Annotated in this window: 18 protein-coding genes, 1 tRNA gene and 2 pseudogenes; 7 read left to right on the top strand and 14 right to left on the bottom strand. The window is 69.7% G+C overall.

Translation table 11 applies throughout. The annotated features are described in order from the left end of the window. Window positions 1-273 precede the first annotated feature (273 nt). On the bottom strand, window positions 274-1,023 hold the full coding sequence (locus tag CSW64_RS05505; RefSeq protein WP_099621165.1) for an acyl-homoserine-lactone synthase: 750 nt from the start codon (window positions 1,021-1,023) through the stop codon (window positions 274-276). A 103-nt stretch (window positions 1,024-1,126) separates the two neighbouring features. Between CSW64_RS05505 and CSW64_RS05510 the strand changes: the two are divergent. Next, window positions 1,127-2,238 (top strand): annotated as a pseudogene (locus CSW64_RS05510) (NAD(P)/FAD-dependent oxidoreductase). A gap of 109 nt (window positions 2,239-2,347) precedes the next feature. Here CSW64_RS05510 and CSW64_RS05515 read toward each other — a convergent pair. The 4 genes from CSW64_RS05515 to CSW64_RS05530 are packed head-to-tail and all read right to left on the bottom strand — an operon-like array spanning window position 2,348 to window position 7,407. Beyond that, a complete protein-coding gene (locus CSW64_RS05515; protein WP_216361238.1) occupies window positions 2,348-3,391 on the bottom strand; it encodes a glycosyltransferase family 2 protein in 1,044 nt (347 codons plus the stop codon). Continuing rightward, window positions 3,388-4,620 carry a PQQ-dependent sugar dehydrogenase gene (locus tag CSW64_RS05520; protein ID WP_099621166.1) on the bottom strand — a complete coding sequence of 411 codons (1,233 nt, stop codon included), beginning with the start codon at window positions 4,618-4,620 and terminating at the stop codon, window positions 3,388-3,390. The genes CSW64_RS05515 and CSW64_RS05520 overlap by 4 nt, the downstream gene beginning before the upstream one ends. A 10-nt stretch (window positions 4,621-4,630) precedes the next feature. Next, a complete protein-coding gene (gene asnB, locus CSW64_RS05525) occupies window positions 4,631-6,379 on the bottom strand; it encodes an asparagine synthase (glutamine-hydrolyzing) (RefSeq protein ID WP_099621167.1) in 1,749 nt (582 codons plus the stop codon). Beyond that, window positions 6,379-7,407: a glycosyltransferase gene (locus CSW64_RS05530; RefSeq protein WP_099621168.1), complete on the bottom strand. Its 1,029-nt coding sequence runs from the start codon at window positions 7,405-7,407 to the stop codon at window positions 6,379-6,381. Before CSW64_RS05530 ends, asnB begins: the two co-directional genes overlap by 1 nt. A 114-nt stretch (window positions 7,408-7,521) precedes the next feature. On the opposite strand from CSW64_RS05530, the gene CSW64_RS05535 reads away from it, so the two are divergent. Further along, window positions 7,522-7,598: transfer RNA gene (locus tag CSW64_RS05535), tRNA-Met, on the top strand. Window positions 7,599-7,717: 119 nt separating this feature from the next. Beyond that, on the top strand, window positions 7,718-8,209 hold the full coding sequence (locus CSW64_RS05540; RefSeq protein ID WP_150131339.1) for a hypothetical protein: 492 nt from the start codon (window positions 7,718-7,720) through the stop codon (window positions 8,207-8,209). Here the strand turns inward: CSW64_RS05540 and CSW64_RS05545 are convergent. From CSW64_RS05545 to CSW64_RS05555, 3 genes are all read right to left on the bottom strand, one after another. Next, complete coding sequence (locus CSW64_RS05545; protein WP_099621170.1) at window positions 8,187-9,635, bottom strand: transglutaminase-like domain-containing protein; 1,449 nt, start codon at window positions 9,633-9,635, stop codon at window positions 8,187-8,189. The genes CSW64_RS05540 and CSW64_RS05545 overlap by 23 nt on opposite strands. A 49-nt stretch (window positions 9,636-9,684) precedes the next feature. Continuing rightward, a complete protein-coding gene (locus CSW64_RS05550) occupies window positions 9,685-11,199 on the bottom strand; it encodes a response regulator (protein ID WP_099621171.1) in 1,515 nt (504 codons plus the stop codon). 135 nt (window positions 11,200-11,334) lie between these two features. Further along, window positions 11,335-14,181 carry a TonB-dependent receptor gene (locus tag CSW64_RS05555; protein ID WP_099621172.1) on the bottom strand — a complete coding sequence of 949 codons (2,847 nt, stop codon included), beginning with the start codon at window positions 14,179-14,181 and terminating at the stop codon, window positions 11,335-11,337. Between the two features lie 418 nt (window positions 14,182-14,599). On the opposite strand from CSW64_RS05555, the gene queC reads away from it, so the two are divergent. From queC to CSW64_RS05570, 3 genes are all read left to right on the top strand, one after another. Next, the gene (gene queC, locus CSW64_RS05560) at window positions 14,600-15,319 is read left to right on the top strand and encodes a 7-cyano-7-deazaguanine synthase QueC (protein ID WP_245863839.1); all 720 of its coding nucleotides are present in this window, start codon (window positions 14,600-14,602) and stop codon (window positions 15,317-15,319) included. Beyond that, window positions 15,316-15,948, top strand: a complete 633-nt coding sequence (gene queE, locus CSW64_RS05565) for a 7-carboxy-7-deazaguanine synthase (protein ID WP_099624129.1) — start codon at window positions 15,316-15,318, stop codon at window positions 15,946-15,948. Before queC ends, queE begins: the two co-directional genes overlap by 4 nt. 68 nt (window positions 15,949-16,016) lie before the next feature. After that, window positions 16,017-16,385, top strand: coding sequence for a 6-carboxytetrahydropterin synthase (locus CSW64_RS05570; RefSeq protein ID WP_099621174.1), 369 nt, complete (start codon window positions 16,017-16,019; stop codon window positions 16,383-16,385). A 202-nt stretch (window positions 16,386-16,587) separates the two neighbouring features. On the opposite strand, the gene CSW64_RS05575 is transcribed toward CSW64_RS05570, so the two are convergent. From CSW64_RS05575 to CSW64_RS05585, 3 genes are all read right to left on the bottom strand, one after another. Next, complete coding sequence (locus tag CSW64_RS05575) at window positions 16,588-16,815, bottom strand: hypothetical protein (RefSeq protein WP_099621175.1); 228 nt, start codon at window positions 16,813-16,815, stop codon at window positions 16,588-16,590. Between the two features lie 59 nt (window positions 16,816-16,874). Then, window positions 16,875-17,381 carry a response regulator gene (locus CSW64_RS05580; RefSeq protein WP_099621176.1) on the bottom strand — a complete coding sequence of 169 codons (507 nt, stop codon included), beginning with the start codon at window positions 17,379-17,381 and terminating at the stop codon, window positions 16,875-16,877. Between the two features lie 109 nt (window positions 17,382-17,490). Beyond that, window positions 17,491-18,186, bottom strand: coding sequence for a pirin family protein (locus CSW64_RS05585; RefSeq protein WP_099621177.1), 696 nt, complete (start codon window positions 18,184-18,186; stop codon window positions 17,491-17,493). A gap of 152 nt (window positions 18,187-18,338) precedes the next feature. Between CSW64_RS05585 and CSW64_RS05590 the strand changes: the two genes are divergently transcribed. Continuing rightward, window positions 18,339-18,827: a DUF1579 domain-containing protein gene (locus CSW64_RS05590; RefSeq protein ID WP_099621178.1), complete on the top strand. Its 489-nt coding sequence runs from the start codon at window positions 18,339-18,341 to the stop codon at window positions 18,825-18,827. A 43-nt stretch (window positions 18,828-18,870) separates the two neighbouring features. Here CSW64_RS05590 and aroC read toward each other — a convergent pair. The 3 genes and pseudogenes from aroC to CSW64_RS21935 form a co-directional block, all read right to left on the bottom strand. Next, window positions 18,871-19,994 (bottom strand): annotated as a pseudogene (gene aroC / locus CSW64_RS05595) (chorismate synthase). A gap of 40 nt (window positions 19,995-20,034) precedes the next feature. Beyond that, complete coding sequence (locus CSW64_RS05600) at window positions 20,035-20,718, bottom strand: J domain-containing protein (RefSeq protein ID WP_099621179.1); 684 nt, start codon at window positions 20,716-20,718, stop codon at window positions 20,035-20,037. A gap of 48 nt (window positions 20,719-20,766) precedes the next feature. Beyond that, window positions 20,767-21,879: a helix-turn-helix transcriptional regulator gene (locus CSW64_RS21935; RefSeq protein ID WP_172448463.1), complete on the bottom strand. Its 1,113-nt coding sequence runs from the start codon at window positions 21,877-21,879 to the stop codon at window positions 20,767-20,769. Window positions 21,880-21,984: the final 105 nt, after the last annotated feature.

The following is a 21,984-nucleotide window of genomic DNA, read 5'->3' on the forward strand; positions in this document are numbered from 1 at the left end:
AGCCGCACCCTCGGCTTGGGTCCCGCCTTCGCAGGATGAGCGATGGAGGCGTCGCGCCCCGGCCCCGCAACCGCCCACGCCAGGCCCAGGGGCAGAGGCGACGATCATCTCCCGAGAGGGAGCCGCCGGTCCCGACGCGATGTCGGAGCCGGCGGCGAAGGCCGGCCGGCGGACGGGGCGTTTCCCCCCGGTCCCGCCGCCGGTCGCGGCCTTCATCAGGCTGGAGCGGACAGCCCGACGGTCCCTCCCCCCGGAGAGGCCCATGCGGCGTGGTCACGGCCCGGCGGCCATCCGCGCCAGCTCTGTCGGACCCAGCGCCGACCGCGCCAGGGGCGTCAGGGAGCCCGGCGGTCGCCAAAACGGCGAGCCCGGATCGGCGCCCAGAACTTCCGCGAAGGCGACCGGCTCGGCCTCCGGCTCGGCGGACCACCACAGCACGGGCCGGCCGACGCCCGTCGCCGACCGCAGCGCCGCTAGAGCGCGGACCGTGCCGGGACACATCACCGCCATCAGCACGCCGTCCCGCGTCCGGCGCGGCAGGCCGAGCGGTTCGGGCCGAACGCCCCAGGCCAGCAGCGCCTCGACCAGTTCCAGCCGGCTGAGCATCAGGCAGCCCCGCGCGCCGACCGTCCTGACGAATTCCAGGGTCGCGGTCAGCACCGCGTTGATCGCCGGAGCGCCGCCGCCGGGCGACATCGCTTCCGGCCGCGCGAACAGCCGGGTCATCTCCAGCAGATCCTCGCCCCGCGGCGCCGGCTCCTCGAACAGCTCCGGCAGCAGGCTCTCGGCGAAGGTGGGGCCGACGCAGCCGGTCAGGCGCACGCCGGCGACCACGCGCGCGGGTCCCAGGGCCAGCAGGTAGACGGCGTCCGCCCGATCGAAGCCGTCGATCTGGCGTCCGTCGGCGCGGCGCAACTCCTCCCAGCCCTTGCGCTCGACGAACACCTCGTGCCGAGCGCGGAACATGTCGTCCATCAGCGCAGGAAAGGCCGCCTTGTTGGCGGCGTTGAGCACCAGGATCATGGTTGTAGTTCCCCCAGACACAACCCTAGATGTTCCGCCTTTGTTCCGCAATCCCTACGGTGAAGAAATCGCGCGCGCCGCCTGGGCGTGGTAGGCGAGAACCATGAGCGAATTCGATTTCGACGCCGTGGTGGTCGGGGCCGGGGCCGTGGGCCTGGCGACCGGCTACGCCCTGGCCCGCCGCGGCCTGATCGTCGCGGTGCTTGAGAAGGAACGGGCCATCGGACAGGGCGTCTCTTCGCGCAATTCCGAGGTCATCCACGCCGGCCTCTATTATCCGACCGGCTCGCTGAAGGCGCGGCTCTGCGTCGAGGGGCGGCGGGCGCTCTACGCCTTCCTCGACAAGCATCACGTCGACTACCGCAAGTGCGGCAAGCTGGTGGTGGCCACGGCGGCGGACCAGATCGCGCGGCTGGACGCCATCCTGGAGCAGGCCCTGACCAACGGCGTCGAGGGCATGGAGCGCCTGACCGGGGCCCAGGCCATCGCGCTGGAGCCGCAGCTCAACTGCGTCGAGGCCCTGCTGTCGCCGGAGAGCGGCGTGTTCGACAGCCACGGCTACATGCTGGCCCTGGTCGGCGAGATCGAGGCGGCCGGCGGGGCGGTGGTGACCGCGACGCCGTTCGAGGGCGCGAGCCCGCTGCCTGGCGGCGGCTTCCGCGTGCGCGCCGGCGGCGAGGCGCCGACCGAGCTGACCTGCCGCCTGCTGGTCACGGCGCCGGGGTTGTCGGCCCAGGCCGTGGCCGGCGCGATCGACGGGTTCCCGGCCGACCGCATCCCGGCCGGCCACTATGGCAAGGGCGTCTACTTCCGCCTGCAGGGCAAGGCGCCGTTCGAGCGGCTGGTCTATCCGCCGCCAATCCCCGGGGCGCTGGGCACCCATTATCGCAAGGATCTGGGGGACAGGCGGTGTTCGGCCCCGACCTGGTCTTCGTCGACCACGAGGACTACTCGGTCGACCCGGCCAAGGCGGCCGAGTTCGCCGCCTACGTCCGCAAGTTCTGGCCGGCGGTGGACGAGGCCCAGCTGAGCCCCGACTACGCCGGCATCCGGCCCAAACTGCATGGCCCCGGGGAGCCGCAGCCGGATTTCCAGATCGAAGGCGCGGACGTCCATGGCATCGAGGGGCTGGTCGCCCTGTTCGGCATCGAGAGCCCTGGCCTGACATCTTCGCTGGCCGTCGGCGAGGAGGCGGCGAAGCGGCTGGGGTTGTAGCGGGTGCGCTATATCCCCCGACACGCGGCCCGCGGCTGTTGCTCAGGATGACCAGGAAGCGGCGAGCGGCGCTCGAAGAGCGCGCGTCTAACCCCACAATGCGCTCCGGCTACTGCTTCAGCGCCGCGGCGAGCCGCTCGTACTCCGCCGCCTTGTCGGTCAGTTTCAGCGTTCCGTAGAAGACCGCCAGGTTGTTCGCCGCCAGCCAGCTGCCGCGGCCGCGGACCGACCCTTCCAGGTCCGGCTGCTCGCCGATCTCCAGGCAGCGCAGCCAGCAGTACTCGACCAGCGGCAGGGCCTCCTTCACCGCCCGGTCGGGATTGTGCAGACCCCAGTCGAGGTAGAGGTCGCCGACGGCGAAGAAGAAGTCCGGCGAGTGCGGCCAGCGCTCGAATTCCATCTCCGTCACGGCCAGGGCCTCGTCGTGACGGCCGGCGCTCTTCAGCGTGAACAGCGTCCGCACCACCAGGGCGTGGCGGAAGCGGTCGGTCTGGCTGGAGCCGTTGTAGGCCCGGGCCAGATAATCGGCGGCCTCGGCCCAGCGTTCGGCGGCCTGCAGTTCGCGGCCGAGCTGGAACAGCAGGTAGGTGTCGTCGGGCGCGGTGGCCAGCTCGGCCCGCAGCAGGGCCTCGTTGCGTCCGGCCTTCCGCGCGCGCTGAGCCGCCTCATAGCCGTCATGGCTGATCGACACGTCCAGGCGGCGGTGGGGCAGGGCGCCGCCGACCGGCTGCTCATGAACCCGGCCTTCGTAGCGCACGCCGCGCGGCAGCAGGCGGAGAGCCCAGCTGACAGCCGTCTCCGCCCCCGACGCCCCCTCGAAGGTGTTCTCGATGCGCAGCTCGCCGATGAAGGGCGTCCGGCCCAGATCAGCCAGCGTGGCGGCACCTCCAACGAGCCGGTCGTCCGCGTCGAGGATCAGGTTCCAGTCGGCGTCCGACAGGTCGAGCGCTGCGTTCCGAGCCGCGGAGAAGTCGTCGATCCAGTCGAACCGCTCGACCCGCGCGCCTAGGCTCGCGGCGATCGCGGCCGTGTCGTCGACCGAGCCGGTGTCCAGCACGATCATTTCGTCGACATGCGGCCGTACGCTCTCCAGGCAGCGGGCGATGCAGCGCGCCTCGTCCCGCACGATCATGACCAGGGCGAGGCGGCTCAAGCCTTGGGAACCAGTTTCAGGATGCGGCCCTTGGCGTTGTCGGTCAGGACATAGACGGCCCCGTCCGGGCCGACCCGCACGTCGCGCAGGCGTTCGCCCAGGTCCTGCAGCAGCCACTCCTCGCCGACGACCCTGTCGCCGTCGAGCGTCAGGCGGACCAGCTTCTTCTCGCTGAGGCCGCCGATGAACAGGCTGCCCTTCCAGGCCGGGAAGAGGTTCGCGTCATAGAAGGCCATGCCGGAGGGCGCGATGACCGGATCCCAGTAGTAGACGGGCTGCTCCAGCCCCGCCTTGGCCGTGAGGCCGTCGCCGACCGGCCGGCCGCTGTATTCCTGGCCGTAGGTGATGGTCGGCCAGCCGTAGTCCTTGCCGGCCTGCGGGATGTTCAGTTCGTCGCCGCCCTGGGGGCCGTGTTCGACGGTCCACAGCTGGCCGGTCTTGGGGTTGATCGCCGCCGACTGCAGGTTCCGATGGCCGATCGACCAGATCTCCGGCCGCGCGCCGGCCTGGCCGACATAGGGGTTGTCGGCCGGGATCGAGCCGTCCGGATTGACCCGCACCACCTTGCCGAAGGTCCCGTCCAGCCGCTGGGCCTGCATCCGGCCGGGGATGATCGAGCGCTCGCCGGTGGTGATGAACAGCTTGCCGTCCGGCGCGAAGACCAGGCGGCTGCCGTAGTGCATGCCGGCCTCAATAGTCGGGGTCATGCGCCAGATGACCTGGACGTTCTCAAGCTTGGGCGCGGCGCCGGGGACCAGTTTGCCGCGGGCCACGGCCGTGCCGTCGCCGCCGTCGCGTTTCTCGGCGTAGCTCCAGTAGACCAGGCCGTCGGGACCGACCGCGACGTCGAGCAGGCCGCCCTGCTTGAAGTCGTAGACAGCGGGCAGGCCGGCGACCGGCGCCGACAGCTTGCCGTCCTTGCCGACGATCCGCAGGCGGCCGGGCTTCTCGGTGACCAGCATCGCGCCGTCGGGCAGGAAGGCCAGGCCCCAGGGCTTGTCCAGGCCCTCGGCCACGGTGATCACGTCGAAGGCGACGTCGGCGCTGACCCGCGGCGCGCGGGTCTGGCCGGCGAAGGCGGGCGTCTGGCTCGCGGCGTTGGCCGGGCGGGTCTCCAGCGCCTGGGTCGAGGCGGCCGCGGCGGGCTTGGCGGCGGTTTGGGCGGTCGTCGTCTCGCCGCCGCAGGCGGCCAGGGCGAGGGCGGACAGCACGAGGGGCAGGGGACGCATAGGGGGCTCCTTACGGTTCGCCGAGCAAAGACTTCAGCGCCGCGACCGGTTCCGCCCCTTCGAGGTGGATCAGCGACCACAGGGCGAAGAACAGCAGCGGCCAGCGGTTGTGGGCCTGGGCCGGGTCGGTGAAGACGGCGCGGACGGCGTCGGCGTCGCAGAAGTCGGCGACCGCCTTGGTTCCGGCGATGCGCGGCCCCAGGTCGCCGGCGCGGGGCGCGATCCAGGCCGCGACCGGGACGGTGAAGCCCTTCTTCTTCGCCCAGGGCTCGGCCGCCGGGCAGTGCCGCTCCAGCCATTTGCGCAGGATGTACTTCCCGAACTTGCCGCGCACCTTCATCTGGTCGGGCAGGTAGAAGGCAAATGCGGCGACTTGCTTGTCCAGGAAGGGCGTGCGGCCTTCCAAGCCGTGGGCCATCAGCATCCGGTCCAGCTTCAGCAGCAGGTCGTTCGGCAGCCAGGTCGCGATGTCGGCGTACTGGGCCCGCTGGAGGGGCGTGAGGCCGGGGGGCGGCCTGGACGTCTTGCGCCAGCGGGCGAGGGCGCCGGCGCCTTTGTCCTTCAGAAACGGCGCGTCGATCTGCGGTTCAGCCGGCCGACCGCCCAGCCAGGCCGGCCTCAGGGCGCGTCGATAGCGGCCATAGCCGCCGAACAGCTCGTCGCCGCCTTCGCCGCTGAGCACCACGGTCAGCGTGCCCTTCGCCGCCTCGGCCAGCTTGTAGGTCGGCAGGCAGGCGTAGTCGGTGGTCGGCTCATCGAGGAACCGCGCGGCCTGCGGCGCGATCCGCCAGAAGTCCTCCTCGTCGAAGGTGGTCTCGCGCCAGTCCAGGTTCAGCGCGCGGGCCACGCGCTCCGCCGCGCCGCGCTCGTCCCGCGCCTCAGGAACGTCGAAGCCGCAGGTGAAGGCCGTGACCGGCCGTTCGTTCAGCCGGCTCATCAGGGTGGCGATGGCCGTGCTGTCGATGCCGCCCGACAGAAACAGGCCGTACGGGACGTCGGAACGCTGATGAACGCGGACGCTGTCTTCAAGGATCGCATCCAGAGCTTCCACCGAAGGCGGAGCGTCATGCTTCCGGTCCAGGACCCTCCTGACGGGGAGTTCGAAGTCCTTGTTGTCCCGCTGGCCGTCGATGATTTCCGTCGCTTCGCCGGGCAGCAGAGGATCGACCGCCCGGTAGGCGGAAAACCAGCCGCCACTCCGTGGCAACGTGTAGCCGAGGGCAAGCAGTTCAGAGATCGCTTCGGGAGCGGACAACGGACTGGCGGTGTAGTAGGCGAGAAGCGCTGCGGGCTCAGACGCGAAGTAGAGCTTGTCGCCGTCGCACCGAGTGTACAGCGGCTTGATCCCGAACCCGTCGCGCACCAGCCACGTCCGGCCGTCGCCGCCGATCAGGCAGAAGGCATACATGCCGCGCAGGCGTTCGAAGGCCTTCTCGCCCTCCTGGGCGTAGATGTGCAGCAGCGGCTCGAAGTCGGAACCGGTCCGCAGCCTGTCCTTGAGCTGGAATTCCTCGGTCAGCTCGACGTAGTTGTAGATCTCGCCGTTGCCGATGATCGTCGAGCCGGCGGCGTGCAGCGGCTGCCAGCCGCCCTCCAGGTCGATGATCGACAGCCGGGCGTGGGCGACGCACCAGCCTGGGCCGCTCTCGACGCGGATGCCGTCCGGACCGCGATGGGCGATCCGTTCGATCATGGCCCGGACTTCGCGTTCGGCGGTTTCGGGATCGGTGACGCCCAGGATCCCCGCGATCCCGCACATCAGAGCGCTCCGAGGCGGGAGAACAGGCTTTCCCACTCGCCGACCACGGCGGCGCGGGAGAACTCGCCCTCGACCCTGGCGTGGCCGTTCTGGATCAGGCGGATCTTCAGCATCGGGTCGGCCAGGATCGCCTTGACCCCGTCGGCCAGGGGCTCGGGCTCGTCGATCGGGACCAGCACGCCGTCCTCGCCGTGACGGATGAGGGCGCCGGGGCCCTGGCTGTCGGCGGCGACCACCGGCAGGCCATGGGCCCAGGCCTGGATCACCACATTGCCCAGCGGCTCGAACCGCGAGGGGAACACGCAGACGTCGGCCGTGCGGTACAGGGCGCCGGCGTCGTTGCGCCAGCCGAGGAAGCGGACCCGGTCGGCGACGCCCAGCGCCGTGGCCATGGCCTTCAGCTTGTCCTCCAGCGGTCCGTCGCCGGCGATCCAGAGGTAGGCGTCCGGGATCATCGCCAGCGCCTTGAGGCTGACGTCGTGCGCCTTGACGTCGTGCAGCCGGCCCATGCCGAGCAGCAGCGGCGCGCCTTCGGGCGTGTCCAGGCTGGCGCGGTCGACCGGCGCGCCCTGGTCGGCGGCCTCGGCGAAGTTGGGGATGTAGCTGACGCGGTCGCTGGGCCATCCCTGAGCCACGACCCATTCGGCGATGTCCCGCGTGTTGCCGACCAGATGGTCGAAGCCGCGATAGTATTTCAGGCTGTAGTAGCCGCCCAGGCGGCCGATCCGCCGCCAGGGACCGGCCGGCGCATGGCGCGCGGCGCGGTTCATCCAGGCGACCAGGGCCTTGGCGCCGACGCGATGGGCGTAGGAGCCGATGCGGGGGCGGGTCAGGATGTCCAGCGGGCCGCCGAACGGGTAGCTGCGCGTGACCACGCCGGCCTCGGCCAGGGCGCGCGATCGTCCTGCGTTGCCGCGGATCGCGCAGGCCTGTTCGGGGCCCTGCGCGTTGAGGGCCGAGACCAGATCGACGAAGTAGGTCTCGGCGCCGCCTTCGCCGCGCGATCCGAGGAGATGGAGGACGCTCATGCGACGGGGACCCTAGCCGTAGCCGGCGCGTTTCCCAAGAGGATGATCAGGGCGCTTGAAGCCGACGCGAAGCAGCCTTATAAGGCGCGCCTTCGCTCCAGTGGGCACAGCAATGGCTGGGTAGCTCAGATGGTTAGAGCGGTGGATTCATAACCCACAGGTCGGCGGTTCGATCCCGCCCCCCGCCACCACTGCCTGTTCACTCGGACGAAGACGACAGGGCCCCGCAAGGGGCCCTTTTCCTTTGCGGCTTGCCAATCGCGCGTCGTCGTCGTCCACTTCCCCTCAGCTTGCCTGGGAGGGAAACGTCGTGGCGATTTTTCCGAAGATCCAGAGTCCCTGTCCGTACAAATCGCAGCTCGCCTCCCTCATGGAGGGCGACATGTGCCGCATGTGCCAGCGCCAGGTGGTGGCGCTCGACGCCATGAGCGACGACCAGCGGGTCGCGTTCCTGGACGGTTGCGCCGAAGAGGTCTGCGTGTCCTACCGGCTGCCGCTGGGCAGGATCGCCGCGGCGACGGCCTTGGCGTTCGCGGCGGCGGCCGCGCCGATGGCGGCCGCAGGGCAGGACCCGGCGGAGCTGGACATGGAAGTCATCGTCGGCGGCATCAAGGATCCGGGCAAGGTCGCCTACATCTCCGTCGATCCGGCGCAGGACGCCGCCGACGCGGCGATCCCGGAACTGCCGGTGGTCTACGAGGCCGCCCCGGCGGCGCCGGGGCCGGCCGTCCAGACAACCGCCAAGCCGGCCGATCCGCAGCCCGCCAAGCCCGCCCAGGTCACGACGCCGGCGGCGTCCTGACCTCGACCATGCCCTGCCAGACCAGCAGGCTCGCCAGCTGGCCGGCGGCCAGCAGCGATCGGGGATCGCCGTCCCCGACCGTCAGGGCGATGTGGGTGTTGTCGAAGGCGTCGAGCGCCAGGTCGAAGCTGCGCCATTCGCCGTCGACGTAGGCCACGGTCCAGCTGTGCGGCATGAAGGCGTGGCTGACGCCGTGATAACGTTCGCGGGAATAGACCAGGCCGTTGACCACGCGGGTCGGGATGCCGGCCGATCGGCCCAGCGCCGCCAGCAGCACCGCCGCCTCGGTGCAGTCGCCGCGTCGCCGCGACAAGGTTTCGAGCGCCGAATAGTGGCCGGAGAAGTCGACCTGGGTCAGGTAGCGCGCGGCCTTCCTCCGCAGGCGCTCCATCTTGGCCGTGTCCGAAATCGACATCCGGGCGATGGGGGCGGCGATCGCCTTTAGACGGGGGTGGTCGCTCTGCAACCAGGCCGTCGGCCTGCGGGCCTCGGCCAGGGCGGCCGGGTCGCTCGGCAAGCCGGGGCCGCAGGCGTCGCAGATGTCGATCTCTACGCCGGAGGCCGTCGACGCGACGCGCTGTTCGCCGGTCCGGGGCGGGGTGAAGGCGACGCCGTCGCGGAAACCGAAGCGATAGCGGATATGGCTTTTCGTCGCCGACGGAGGAATCCGGAAGGGCGACTTGATCATCGTGTCGCCGAGCGGCCAGTAGGGCATGGGCCTGGCGAGCGCGGTCTTCTCGTCCGTCAGACGGAAGGTGATAGCGGCGCCCAGCATCGCCTGGGTCGTCGAGACGATCTCGCCGTCGCGGTTGACGAGCAGGCGGGCGACGCCGACCAGGGTCTCGCCGTCATAGGTCCTGCGCAGGACCGGCAACCGGCCCTCGGCGTCTCGCGCCGCTCCGGGCGCGACCTCGACGACGACCTGTTCCACCGCTCCGGCGCCGAGGTCGAAGCTGTCGAAGGTCAGCTGGGGTCGTGTCGGCGGATCCCAGGTTCGGAGCAGGGCCTCGCCGCCGTCGAAGCGGACGGAGGCCGGCAGGCGCGTGACGGCGGTGCGGCGGTCCAGCGCCGAGGTCCAGGTGATCCGGGCCTCGTCCCCGACGATCAAGGCTTCGACGCGGGTCTCGTCCTTGCCCGTCTGGGCCGTGCTCTCGACCGACCGCACCCGTCCCCGCGCGTCCTCCCTGCGGAGGGTTTTCTGGACGGCCTCCTTCGGCGGGCCGCCCTGCTGCGCCAGGCTGACCCGACGGGCGTCCATGACCTCCCGGCCGTCGGAGGTCGGGGTGACGGTTCGCGAGGCGTGGCCGATGACCTGGCCGTCGCCGGTCGTGATCACATACCAATGGCTCGGAGCCGTCGCGGCCGCCGCCTGGGCCGCCGCGCAGGCGAACAGGATCCCCGACAGGCTGATCCAGGCTGGTTTCAAGAGACCTCCCCCACCGCCCGCGAAGGTTAGGGGGAACGGACTCCGCGGATCAAGCGGCGGCTGAGGCGGCGTCGACGGCTTCCAGGGCCGCCTGCAGCGCCGCCAACATGCGCTCGGCCTTGATGGGCTTCTCCACCACGTCGTTCATGCCCGCCTCCAGGTAGCCGCGGACGTCTTCCGGGTCGGCGTTGGCGGTCAGGGCGATGATCGGCGTGCGAGCCGCCGTGCCGGGCAGGTCGCGGATGGCGCGGGTGGCGGCGACGCCGTCCATGCGCGGCATCTTGATGTCCATCAGGATCAGGTCGAAGTGGCGCGCCTTCACCGCCTCCAGCGCCTCGACGCCGTCGACCGCCTGTTCCGAGGTGCAGTCGAACATCTCGCAGAGGGCCTCGGCGACCATGCGGTTGGTGGCGTTGTCGTCGACGATCAGGACGTGGGCGGTCCGCGCCGGACCCTCGACGGCGTCATCGGCGGCCTGGATCTCGACCGCCGCCTGCGGGGCGATGAGTTCGAAGGTGACGGTCACGCCCACGCCCGGATTGGACTCGGCGCGGATCACGCCGTCGGCGGCGGTGATGATGCGGGCGGCCAACGCCATGCCCAGTCCGGCGGACAGGCCTTCCGGATGGTCGGTCGCCGTTTCTCCCAACGGAGCGAAGATGTGGGCCAGCCGCTCGGGCGACAGGTCGCCGCCGGCGTCGCGCACGCGGCCTTCCAGCAGCAGGCCTTCGGCCGTCGGGCGGGCCTTCAGCGACACCTCGACCGCGCCGCGGCGGGTCTCGCTGAGGGCGCGGAACACCAGCGCGTCGAACACCTGCATCAGGCGGCCGTCGTCGATCTGGGCGGCATACTCGGGATCGCCGTCGTAGGCGGTGAGCAGGGTCAGGCCGGCCGCGGCCGCGCGGCCCTTCCAGCGCGCGTCGAGGCCGTCCATCAGGTCCTGCAGGCGGCAGGGGCGTCGGCTGAACGCCAGGGCGCCGAGGTCGGCCTCATGCAGGTCGACCGCCCGGCGCATCAGCACGTTCAGGTCGTCGCCCGTCTCGGCGATCGCGCGGACACAGGCCTGGGCGTCGGGCGACAGCTGCTGGCGGAGCAGTCGGGCGGTGAAGTCGGCGACTCCGTCCAGATGGCGCAGCACCTCCTCGCTCATCCGTTGGATCAGCAGGCTGGTGGGATCCTGTTGCGCGCGCGTTGCGCGGGGCCGCCGGGCGTTCATCAGGGCGACGGCCGTGCCGACGCCGAGGTAGCGGCCGTCCTCGACGGCGATGAAGCCCCGACTCAGGGCCTCGGGGGATTCGGCCAGGGCCTGTTCTCGAAAGGACCACGGAGCGGCTTCCGCGGGCGCGACCAGCGGGGAGGCGTCCATGACCTCGCGAACCGGGCGCGGATCGTCGGCGAGAGCGAGCAGCAGGTCTCGACCGACCAGGCCCACGGGGCGGTCGTCTTCGGTGACGGCCAGGAGCATGGCGGCCGGGTCGGCGGCGAATCTCGCGGCCGCTTCGGCGCAGGCGCAATCCGGCGAAACGGGAGCGCGTCGTTCGATCAGGCTGGCGAGAGTGTCCATGGGCCGCGGCGCAACAATCAAAACACTCCCCATCATGGGCCACCCGCGCTTGAGGAGAAGTTAAGCCGACGGCGGACAAAGAAAAACGGCGGGGATTTGCATCCCCGCCGTCCAGTTCATGCTTCGCTTAGCGGCTTAGAAGCTCTTGGTGACGGCCACGCCATAGGTGCGGGGTTCGCCGTAGAAGCCGTTCCGGAACAGGCCCGAGGAGTCGTCCGTCAGGTAGGTGTCGGTCAGGACGGTTTCATCCATCATGTTCTTGACGTAGGCCTCGAAGGTCCAGCCGGCGGCGCTGTTGGTGACGGTCAGCGTCGCGTTGGCGTTGTCCCAGCCGTCCAGCTTGTCGGTCGCCGCGTTGTAGATGCGCGAGAACGATTCCGTCTGGCGGTAGTAGTCGGCGCGGATCGTGGCGTCCCAGTCGCCGAACAGCGTCCAGGTGTATTGGGCGCCGATCGAGAAGGTCCATTCCGGCGAGTTCGGCAGGGAGTTGCCGCCGAGATCGACTTCATAGCCGTCGCTGACCAGCTGGCCGAAGGGGTTGCGGCCCAGGGCCAGCGGACCGCCCGGGAACAGGCGGGTGCCCGCCGGGACCGTGGTCGCCAGGGTGCAGGCCTGCAGCAGGGCGAACGGGTTCGGCGGCGGGCCGGCGAGACCGTTCGAGAAGCCGAGGACCGCCTGGGCGCCGGCCGTGGTCAGCACGCAGTTCGAGGCCGCGCTGCTCTTCATCAGAGTCAGGTTGGGATCGCCCTGGGTGCGGTTGAAGACGTCGATCGAGGTTTCGCCGTTCTCGATTTCGGTCTTCAGGTAGCCGATGTTGGCGTTCAGCCGCAGGCCGTCGATCGGCGACCAGACGGTCTCGAACTCGACGCCGCGGATCTTGGCGTCGATGTTCTCGTTCACCGAGGTCCGGTTGACGATCTTCGACACCTGGTAGCCGATGTAGTCGTAGTTGAACCCGGTCAGGTTGAGGACCATGGCGCCGCCGAGAAGCGTGTTCTTGGCGCCGATTTCCCAGGCGTCGACGAATTCGGGCTCGAAGGTTTCCGACGGGCAGGACGAGAAGACCGACGCCGAGCAGGCGGGGTTCATGCCGCCGGCCTTGTAGCCCCGCGAGTAGGACAGATAGATCAGGGTGTCGTCGGTGAAGCTGAGGTCCGGCTTCCAGTCGATGTTGAAGCGACCGGTCGTCTCCTTGAAGTCCGCGGTCAGGAACGGCTTGGCCGTGCTCAGCGGGATGCCCGAGCCGGGGCTGTTCAGGACGACCGGACGGTTCTCCTGGCGCTTCATGTCGTGGGTGTAGCGCAGGCCGCCGGTGATCCGGATGTCATCCGTCAGCTGCCAGTAGACTTCACCGAAGGCCGCGCGCGACTTCAGGTGATAGGCGCCGGTGTTGTCGTAATAGTTCCGGCCCGAGCGGTTCGGCGTCTGGTTGGGGTCGATGGCGCAGGGCGTGGCGGTCGAGCAGCCGGTCACGGTGGCGGCCGGCGGCAGGCTGTTCTGCACCAGCGCGGCGGCGGTCAGGGTGTTGCCCATGACGTAGTAGTCGCCGTCGTTCTTGTAGTCGATGTAGATGGCGCCGATGTTGAAGTTGAACGGCCCGTCGAAGTTCGACTGCAGGCGGAGCTCCTGGCTCCACTGCTTGGCGTCGCCGGACGAGATGTCTGCGGTCGCGAACTTGTTCAGCGGTCCGAGTTGCGGATCATTGATCACGCCGCCCGGGAACAGCGAGGCGTACAGGGCGGTGTAGGCCGGCCCCATGGCCGCCAGGGCGTTGACCGGGTTCGGCGTGGTGTTGAAGCTCTGGTTCGGAACGATCCGGTTGTAGTCCTGGCGCGTGAACAGGGAGTTCTTGCTGTAGCCGGTCAGCGAGGTCAGCTGCAGCTCGTCGCTCAGGTCCCAGGTGATGTTGAACTGAACGATGTCCGTCTTCGCCTGGTAGATCGGGTCGAAGCTGGACTGGATGTTGCGGATGTCCGGGTCCTGCATCTGGCCGGCGTACTGGTCGCCGGTCGTGAAGCCGAACAGGGCGCCGAACAGGCCGCCGAGCGTGCCTTGCGAGTTCGGCGTGCCCAGAATGCCCGCCGAGTTCACCGGGGTCGGGGAGCAGCCCTGGCTGAAGAAGCCGCGCTGAACGACGCCGGCCGGGCCGGGCAGGAAGTTCATGCCGCCGATGTTGGCCGGACCGGGGTCCTTGGTGCAGAGCTGCTTGCCGATCCGCGAGCGTTTGTCGTCTTCCTCGAAGTGGTCCCACATCAGGGTGGTGTTGAAGGTGTCGGTCGGATTGAAGCCGACGGTGATCCGGGTGTTCCACAGGTCGCGGTCGTCGACGTCGTTGCCGGTGGTCAGGTTCTTGCCGAAGCCGTCCCGTTGAAGAACGTTGCCGGCCAGGCGCACGGCGAACATGTCGCCCAGCGGAATGTTGACCATCCCGCGCACCTTCTTGGTGCCGAAATTGCCCACCTCGCCGCGCAGCGACGCCGTGAAGTCGTCGGTCGGCTTGGCGGTGATGATGTTGACCACGCCGCCGGTGGCGTTCCGGCCGTAGAGCGTGCCTTGCGGACCGCGCAGGACCTCGACCCGTTCAACGTCGAAGAAGTCCGACTCGAACAGGTTGTTGGCGGTCAGCGGCGCGTTGTTCAGGTGGATGCCGGTGCCGGCGTCGCCGGACCCCGCGACCAGCTTGGCGCCGACGCCGCGGATCTGGAAGTTGTAGCCCGTGAAGTTCCCCTTGGAGAAGTTCACGTTGGGGATGGCCAGAACCAGGTTCGGACCGCCGTCGATCTTGGCCTTTTCCAGAGTGTCCTGGCTGAAGGCGGACACCGCGATCGGCACGTCCTGGATCGCTTCTTCCCGCTTCTGAGCGGTGACGACGACCTCGCCGACAGTGGTGTCTTGGGCGAAAGCGGGCGCGGCGACTGCCGTTACGGCAACCAGCGAAACGCTCGCAGCAAGCAGACTCCGCAGGCGCAGAGATCCTGTCATCTGTAACCCTCCCCGGACGGCCGGCTCCATCTCGGGAGACTCGGCGTCGTTATGTTTCCTCAGTCGCCACGCGATGTTTGCCGCCCGGGTGCGTGGCATATTCCCCCAGCAGCTTCAGGGGATTGCATACGCGCGTTTGAAGGCTGTCAACCGCCCAGCGTTAGGTGAACGGCGATCGGTTACGGCTTTTCACCTGCACTGTTGCCGCACTGCTTCGCCGGATGACGCTGCGGAAGGTTTCCCGTTTCCGGCATGAGAAATGGCGCCTGAAAACCGGGCGCCGAAACCTGTCGGAAACTTGCTCCGGTTCGTGAGTTCAGAAGCCGCGACCGCGGGGACCGCTGGGCGGGCAAGTCGCACATTCCCCTTTCAAATCAGCCGGTCCCGCCTTATCTGCCCGGCCATGCCGCAATCCGCTTTGTCCACTGATGGCGCTCTGGTCCTGTTCTCGGGCGGCCAGGACTCGACGGCCTGCCTGGCCTGGGCGCTCGCCCGCTATGACCGGGTCGAGACCGTCGGCTTCGACTATGGCCAACGTCACATTGTCGAGATGACGGCGCGACAGGATGTCCGAGGGGCCGTTTCGGCCCGATTTCCCGATTGGGCCGCGCGACTGGGAGAGGATCATGTCCTCGACATCCGCGGTTTCGGCGCCGTGGCCGAGTCGGCCCTGACGGCGGATCGGGCCATCGAGATGACCGAGCGCGGCCTGCCCTCGACCTTCGTTCCGGGCCGCAACCTGGTGTTCCTGACCTACGCCGCCGCCCTGGCCGACCGTCGCGGCCTGAAAGCGCTCGTCGGCGGCATGTGCGAGACCGACTTCTCCGGCTATCCCGATTGCCGGCGCGATACGCTGGACGCGCTGGAGACGGCGCTGAACCTGGGCATGGATCGGGACTTTCGCATCGAGACCCCGTTGATGCGCCTGACCAAGGCGCAGACCTGGGCCCTGGCCAAGGGCCTGGGCGGCGAGACGCTCGTCGAGCTCACGGTGGCCGACAGCCACACCTGCTATCGCGGCGAGCGCGGCGCGCGCCACGCCTGGGGCCACGGTTGCGGCGAATGCCCGGCCTGCGACCTGCGCGCCGCCGGGTGGAGCGCCTGGGTCGCCGAAGGGCGGCCGGCGCTGACCGCATGACCTACAGCGTCAAGGAGATCTTCCTCACCCTGCAGGGCGAGGGCGGCCAGGCGGGCAAGGCGGCGGTGTTCTGCCGGTTCGCCGGCTGCAACCTGTGGACCGGCCGAGAGCAGGACCGGGCCAAGGCGGTCTGCACCTTCTGCGACACCGACTTCGTCGGCGTTGACGGGGAGGGGGGCGGCAAGTTCGCGACGCCGGAGGCGCTGGCCGCCGCGGTCGACGCCGCCTGGACCGGCCCGCAGAGCGACAAGCTGGTGGTCTGCACCGGCGGCGAGCCGCTGCTGCAGCTGGATCCGCCGCTGATCGAGGCGCTGCATGCGCGTGGGTTCATGATCGCGGTCGAGACCAACGGCACCATCAAGGCGCCGCCGGGCATCGACTGGATCTGCGTCAGCCCCAAGGCCGACGCCGAGGTGGTGCAGACCTCGGGCCAGGAGCTGAAGCTGGTCTATCCCCAGCGGGGCGTGGATCCGGAGCGGTTCGCGGGCCTGGATTTCGAGCGGTTCTTCCTGCAGCCGATGGACAACACCGCGCGCCAAGAGAACACGACGGCGGCGGTCGCCTATTGCCTTTCCCACCCCCGTTGGCGTTTAAGCGTACAGACGCACAAATATCTGGGCCTGCCCTGACGGATAAGGATCGCGGCGCCGAGCGGCGCGACCCGAAGCCTCCCAGGTCCACCAGCAAGTTTCGAGACATGACCGAACCCATCTTCGAGATCACGAAGACGGCGACATTCGACGCCGCGCACTACATCGAGCAGGGCCCCGGCGACCATCGCTACCGGCGGCTGCACGGCCATTCGTTCAGCGTCGAGGCCAGCGTCCGCGGCCCGGCGCAGCCGGCCGGCTGGGTCGCCGACCTGGACGAACTGGACAAGGCGCTGAAAGCGGTCGCCGAGGAGCTGGACCACGGCCTGCTGAATGACCGCGAGGGGCTGGAAGTCCCGACGCTGGAGCGGATCTGCCTCTATTTCGCCGATCGCCTGCGTCCGACCTTCCCCGGCCTGTCGCGGATCGTCGTCTCGCGCCCGACCATCGGCGAGCGCTGCGCTCTGGCGCTGTGAGAAACGAGGGGACATGCTCCCGCAGGGGGCGTGTCGCCGTTTGACCTGTGTTCAGGGGACACGCACCGCTTCGCGGAGCATGTCCCCGGTTCGTTGCGTCCTTCGAGACGCTCGCTCCTCAGTATGACGAGCTCAGCAGTGCAACTGAATTCGTCATGGTGAGGAGCCGGCCCTCAGGCCGGCGTCTCGAACCACGCAACGCTTACTCCTCGCAGTCCTTCTTCTTCTTTTTCTTGCCGTCGCACTTGTCCCCGTCGGGGATAGCGGCGCCGACGACCGCGCCGCCGACCTTGGCCGTGGTTCCGACGGCCGCGCCGGTGACGCCGACGGCCGTGCCGACCACCGCGCCAGCGGCGGCGGCCAGGCAGCCCTGCAGGGCGGGCGCGACGCCGATCAGCGCCGTCAGCGCGATCACGCGACGAATGTTCATCTGAAGGTCCCCGTTCCGATCGGCGCAGGGTGAGCCCGGAAACGGGCGAAGGGAAGGCGCTATTCGCCGCGCGGCGGCATGCCCGGATCTCCGGCCCGGCGCCAGGGGCCGATATGGTCGGGGTCGACCCGCCGCCGCCGGTCCGGCCCGAAGTAGTCGTCGGTGCGGATGAACGGGCGGGCGTTGTCGATGATCTCGCCGATCCGCTCCAGCACGCCGCGCGGGGTGACCGGCTTGGCCAGGAACTCGTTGACCCCGGCGTCGCGGGCCTCCTCGACGCGCCGCTGGGTCGAGTGGCCGGTGACCATGATGATCGGGCACATCGGGTTGGGGCTCTCGGGCGAGAGCCGCACGAGGCGCACGAAGTCGATGCCGTCCAGCGGCTGCATGGCCAGGTCGGTGATGATGATGTCGATGTCGTGGTCGCGCAGCGCCTGCAGAGCCTCGGCCCCGTCGTTCGCTTCCAGGACCCGGCGGATGCCGATCGCGCGCAGGATTTCGATCAGCAGGATCCGCATGTGCTGGTTGTCGTCGACCAGCAGGATCTTCAGGGACTCGAACTGCACGGGGCCCCGCACTCCAGGAAAAAAGGGGCCGGCGATACGCGCCGACCCCTGATCATGGCCTGGAAGTCTAAACTGCCGGTCAACCTAGAATGAGCAGCCGGCCGGCCGGTCAGAGCGAGTCGACCAGAACCAGTTCGGCGTCGGCCGACGCCTTGATGGTCAGCAGAGGCTCGTCCCGGATGGCCGCGCCGTCGCGGGCGCTCAGCTTGACGCCGTTGACCTCGACCTCGCCTGTGGCGGCCACCAGATAGGCATGGCGCCCTTCACCCAGCGCGTAGGTGGTTTCCTCGCCGGTCTTCAGCGTCGCGCCGAGCACGCGGGCCTCGGTCCGGATCGGCAGGGCGCCTTCATCGCCGAGGCCGCTGGCCAGGGCCACGAACTTCCCGGAGCGGTCGCCCTTGGGGAAGGGCTTGGCGCCCCAGGCCGGCGCGCCGCCACGCTGAGTCGGCTGGATCCACAGCTGGAAGATCCGGGTCGTCTCGTCCTCGAGATTGTACTCGGCGTGGCGGATGCCGGAGCCGGCGCTCATCACCTGGACGTCGCCCGCCTCGGTCCGGCCCTGGTTGCCAAGGCTGTCCTGGTGGGTGATCGCTCCGGAGCGGACATAGGTGATGATCTCCATGTCCGCGTGAGGGTGGGGCGGGAAGCCCGACTTCGGCGCGATCTCGTCGTCGTTCCAGACGCGTAGCGCGCCCCAGCCCATCCGGTCCGGATCGTACCAGTTGGCGAAGCTGAAGTGGTGACGGGCGTTGAGCCAGCCGTGGTCCGCGTGGCCGAGCGCCTCGAAGGGTCTACGATCAATCATGGGGTGTCTCCCTTTCGAGAGAAGAGATGGGGAGTGATCCTATAATTGCAACTGATCCGGTTTCAGATCGGCCAAGGCCCCATCCTGCGCCCTGCTGACACGAACTGACAGTCGACGCCCGTATCAAAGCTGCGCGAGCTTGGGAGACGCACATGTACGACATGCCGGACATCCGTGACGGCCGGACCGATTTCGACTTCTTCATCGGCGACTGGACCGTCCTGCATCGGCGGCTGAAGGCGCGCCTGGCCGGCAGCACGGACTGGGTCGAGTTCGGCGGCGTCTGCGAGACCCGCAAGATCCTGTCGGGGCAGGGCAACATGGACGACAACGTCCTGGACCTGCCGGAAGGGCGCTACGCCGCGGTGACCACGCGGCTGTTCGATCCGCAGACCCAGCTCTGGTCGATCTACTGGATCGACGCCCGCAACCCCGGGATCGATCCGCCGGTGCATGGCCGGTTCGAGAACGGCGTCGGAACCTTCTACGGCGACGACGTCTTCGAGGGGCGTCCGATCCGGGTCCGGTTCACCTGGTCCGACGTCACGCCGGCCAGCGCCCGCTGGTCCCAGGCCTTCTCCGACGACGCCGGCGAGACCTGGGAGACCAACTGGACGATGGATTTCACGCGCGTTCGCTAGATTCAGGAGCTTAGAGCGCGTCGGGCGCCTTAGGCGCTGACACCTAAGGCTGACGCGCTCCAGATCCCGGCCGGAAAGCGCCGCCGCCGGTCTGGCCGCGGTGGCGCAGGAAGGCGTCGGCCAGCACGCAGGCGGTCATCGCCTCGACCACCGGCACCGCGCGGATGCCGACGCAGGGGTCATGGCGGCCCTTGGTCCGCAGCTCGATCTCCCGGCCGTCCTCGTCGACCGTCTCGCGCGGGGTCAGAATCGAGGAGGTCGGCTTGAAGGCCACGCGGGCGACGACCGGCTGGCCCGAGGACATGCCGCCCAGGATGCCGCCGGCTTTGTTCGACAGGAAGATCGGGCCGTCGTTGCCCATCCGGATCTGGTCGGCGTTCTCTTCGCCGGTCAGCTCGGCGGACTCGAAGCCGGCGCCGATCTCCACGCCCTTGGCGGCGTTGATCGACATCAGCGCCGCGGCCAGTTCGGCGTCGAGCTTGCCGTAGAGCGGCGCGCCCCAGCCCGCCGGCACGCCGACGGCCTCGACCTCGACCACGGCGCCGGTCGAGGAGCCGGCCTTGCGGATCTTCTCCAGGTGTTCTTCCCAGACCGGCACGATCCCGGCGTCGGGCGACCAGTAGGGATTGTTCGTGGCCTCGTCCCAGTCCCAGCGCGAGCGGTCGACCTTGTGCGGCCCGATCTGGACCAGGGCGCCGCGTACGGTCACGCCCTCGATCACCTTGCGCGCCACGGCCCCCGCGGCGACCCGCGCGGCTGTCTCGCGCGCGGACGAGCGGCCGCCCCCCGGTAGTCGCGCACGCCGTACTTGGCGAAATAGGGCCAGTCGGCATGGCCGGGACGGAAGGCGCGGGCGATCTCGGAATAGTCCTTGGAGCGCTGGTCGACGTTCTCGATCATCAGCGAGATCGGCGTGCCGGTGGTGACCTGACCGTCCGTCCGGTCGTCGCCGAATACGCCCGACAGGATGCGGACCGCGTCCGGCTCCTGGCGCTGGGTGACGAACTTGCCCTGGCCCGGCCGGCGTTTGTCGAGCCAGACCTGGATATCCTCGGCCGTCAGCCTCAGCCCCGGCGGGCAGCCGTCGACGACGCAGCCGAGGGCGGGCCCATGGCTTTCGCCCCAGGTGGTGACGCGGAAGAGATGGCCGAAGCTGTTGTGTGACATGACGCGGGCCTTCTAGCCGATACCGGGGCCGGTCACAAAGTCAGGCCGCCCAGGCGGCCGCGAAACGGCGCAGCAGCAGGCGAACCGGGCTTTCGACGACGACGTCCCGGGGGACCAGCCGGATGAACAGGTCGCCCTGCCGGCGCTCTTCGGTCGCGGGCAGGCCGTCGCCGGGCAGGCGGGCCAGGCCGCGCGCGGCGGTCTTGCGGTTGATCCAGAAGCAGCGTCGGCCCCAGGGCGTATCCACCGCCAGCCGTCCGCCGTCGACCAGCACCGCCGCGTCCACTGTGTGATTGATCCAGAGGTCGTCGCCGCGAACGGTCACGCCCTCATCACGGATCGTCAGTTCGAGCCGCTCGCCCTCGACCTCGACGACCTGGCCGATACGGGCGCCGGGGTCGATCCGCAGGGATAGGCGACGGCCATCGGCGGTCATGGCTTCGGCCACGCCGCCGATCAGGGCCGTCCGGACGTCGATCACCGCCTCGGTCAGGCGCGGACGGGCGAGCGTGGGCCGCTGGGCGAGGGGCGAGGGCGCCGGCGCCTCGTGCTGCAGCAGGCGGTAGGCCTCGACGATGGCCTGCAGCCGCCGGGCGTCGCCGCCTCGGTCGGGATGGGCGCGCTTGACCGCCTGACGAAAGGCGCGGGCGACGGCTTCGCCCTCGGCGCCGGGCGTCAGGCCCAGAACCGCCAGCGCCGCCTTCCTGTCGAGGACCCCGCTCATGGGCCGCAATCTGGGCAAACAGGGTCAACGCCGGGTTAAGCCTGTCGGTCAGTGTCGCCCCATATCCATGACCAGCCGCACTAGCGCCGCCTGCCGTCGGACGCCGGTCTTGCCGAAGATGCTGGTCAGGTGCGAGCGGGCCGTGGCCACGGTGATCCCCAGCCGCGCGGCCGCCGCCTGCCGTCCCTCGCCGCGGGCGATCTCCAGTGCGAACTCGGCCTCGGCCGGGGTGAGGCGGAAGCGTTCGCGCAGCTGCGTGCGGCGGGCGCCCCGCCCCGCTTCGGCGCGGTCGATCAGAATCATGGTGGCCGGCGCGCGCTTGGGGGTCCCGAGGCGCGTCTCATGGGCGGTCTCGAGCCTCGCCACGGTGATCTCCAGCCGTTCGTCCCCGAGGTCGACCTCGAAGGAGCCGTCCAGCGGCGTCGTCGCCAACGCCGTCCGGTCGACCCGGCGAGCCAGCGCGCGGGCGAGGACGGGATCGGCGGCGTCGAGCCGGCCGCCGGACAGCCGCAGACCCCGGGGGTGGTCGAACAGCGGCTCCGCGGCGGCGTTGGCGAACAGGATCCGACCGGCCTCGTCGAGCAGGATCACCGACCGGCCCAGTCCGTCGAGCGCGGCCATCGCCCCGGCGGCGCGCAGATCGAGCTCGCCGAACCGGCGACGAACGTCGAGCGCGGTCTGCAGGTGCGGGGCCAGGGCCTGCAGGGCGGCGACGTCCTCTTCGGCGTAGTCTTCATCGCCGAGGCGGCGGCCCGAGGTGATCCAGCCGTGGCGCGCCGTCGAGCGCAGCAGCGGGATCACGACGCCGTAGAAGGAGCCGCTGTGGCGGATGACTTCGTTGTAGAAGAGCGACCGTGAAAACTCGTCGTCAGGCAGTTGCGACGAGCTCCGCGTGACCTGGCCGAGAGGCAGGCGTAGGCGCCAGGCCGGCAGCAGTCCGCCCGCGATGGCGGCCTGGAACCGCGATACGCACTCCGCTTCGACCCTATGGCCGTGGATCGCCTCCACTCCCGGCCCGGAGGGATCGTGCAGCATGAAGAAGCCGTGCTCGCTGCCCGTCAGCGCGGCGATCGCCGGCAGCGCGGCGGACAGTCCCTCGGGGGAAAGCGTGGCGTCATGGGCCGAGCGCACCGCCGCGAGCAGGTCATCCAGACGTCCCACGCGTCCGCCTCCCGTTCAGCCGTTCCCCCGCCCGAACCGCGGCAGGATGCCGCCAAGCGTATCGCGGATCAACGTTCTCTAGAACGAACGTCCGATGCGGCGGAT

This window comes from Caulobacter mirabilis (genome assembly GCF_002749615.1).
Classification (GTDB): domain Bacteria; phylum Pseudomonadota; class Alphaproteobacteria; order Caulobacterales; family Caulobacteraceae; genus Caulobacter; species Caulobacter mirabilis.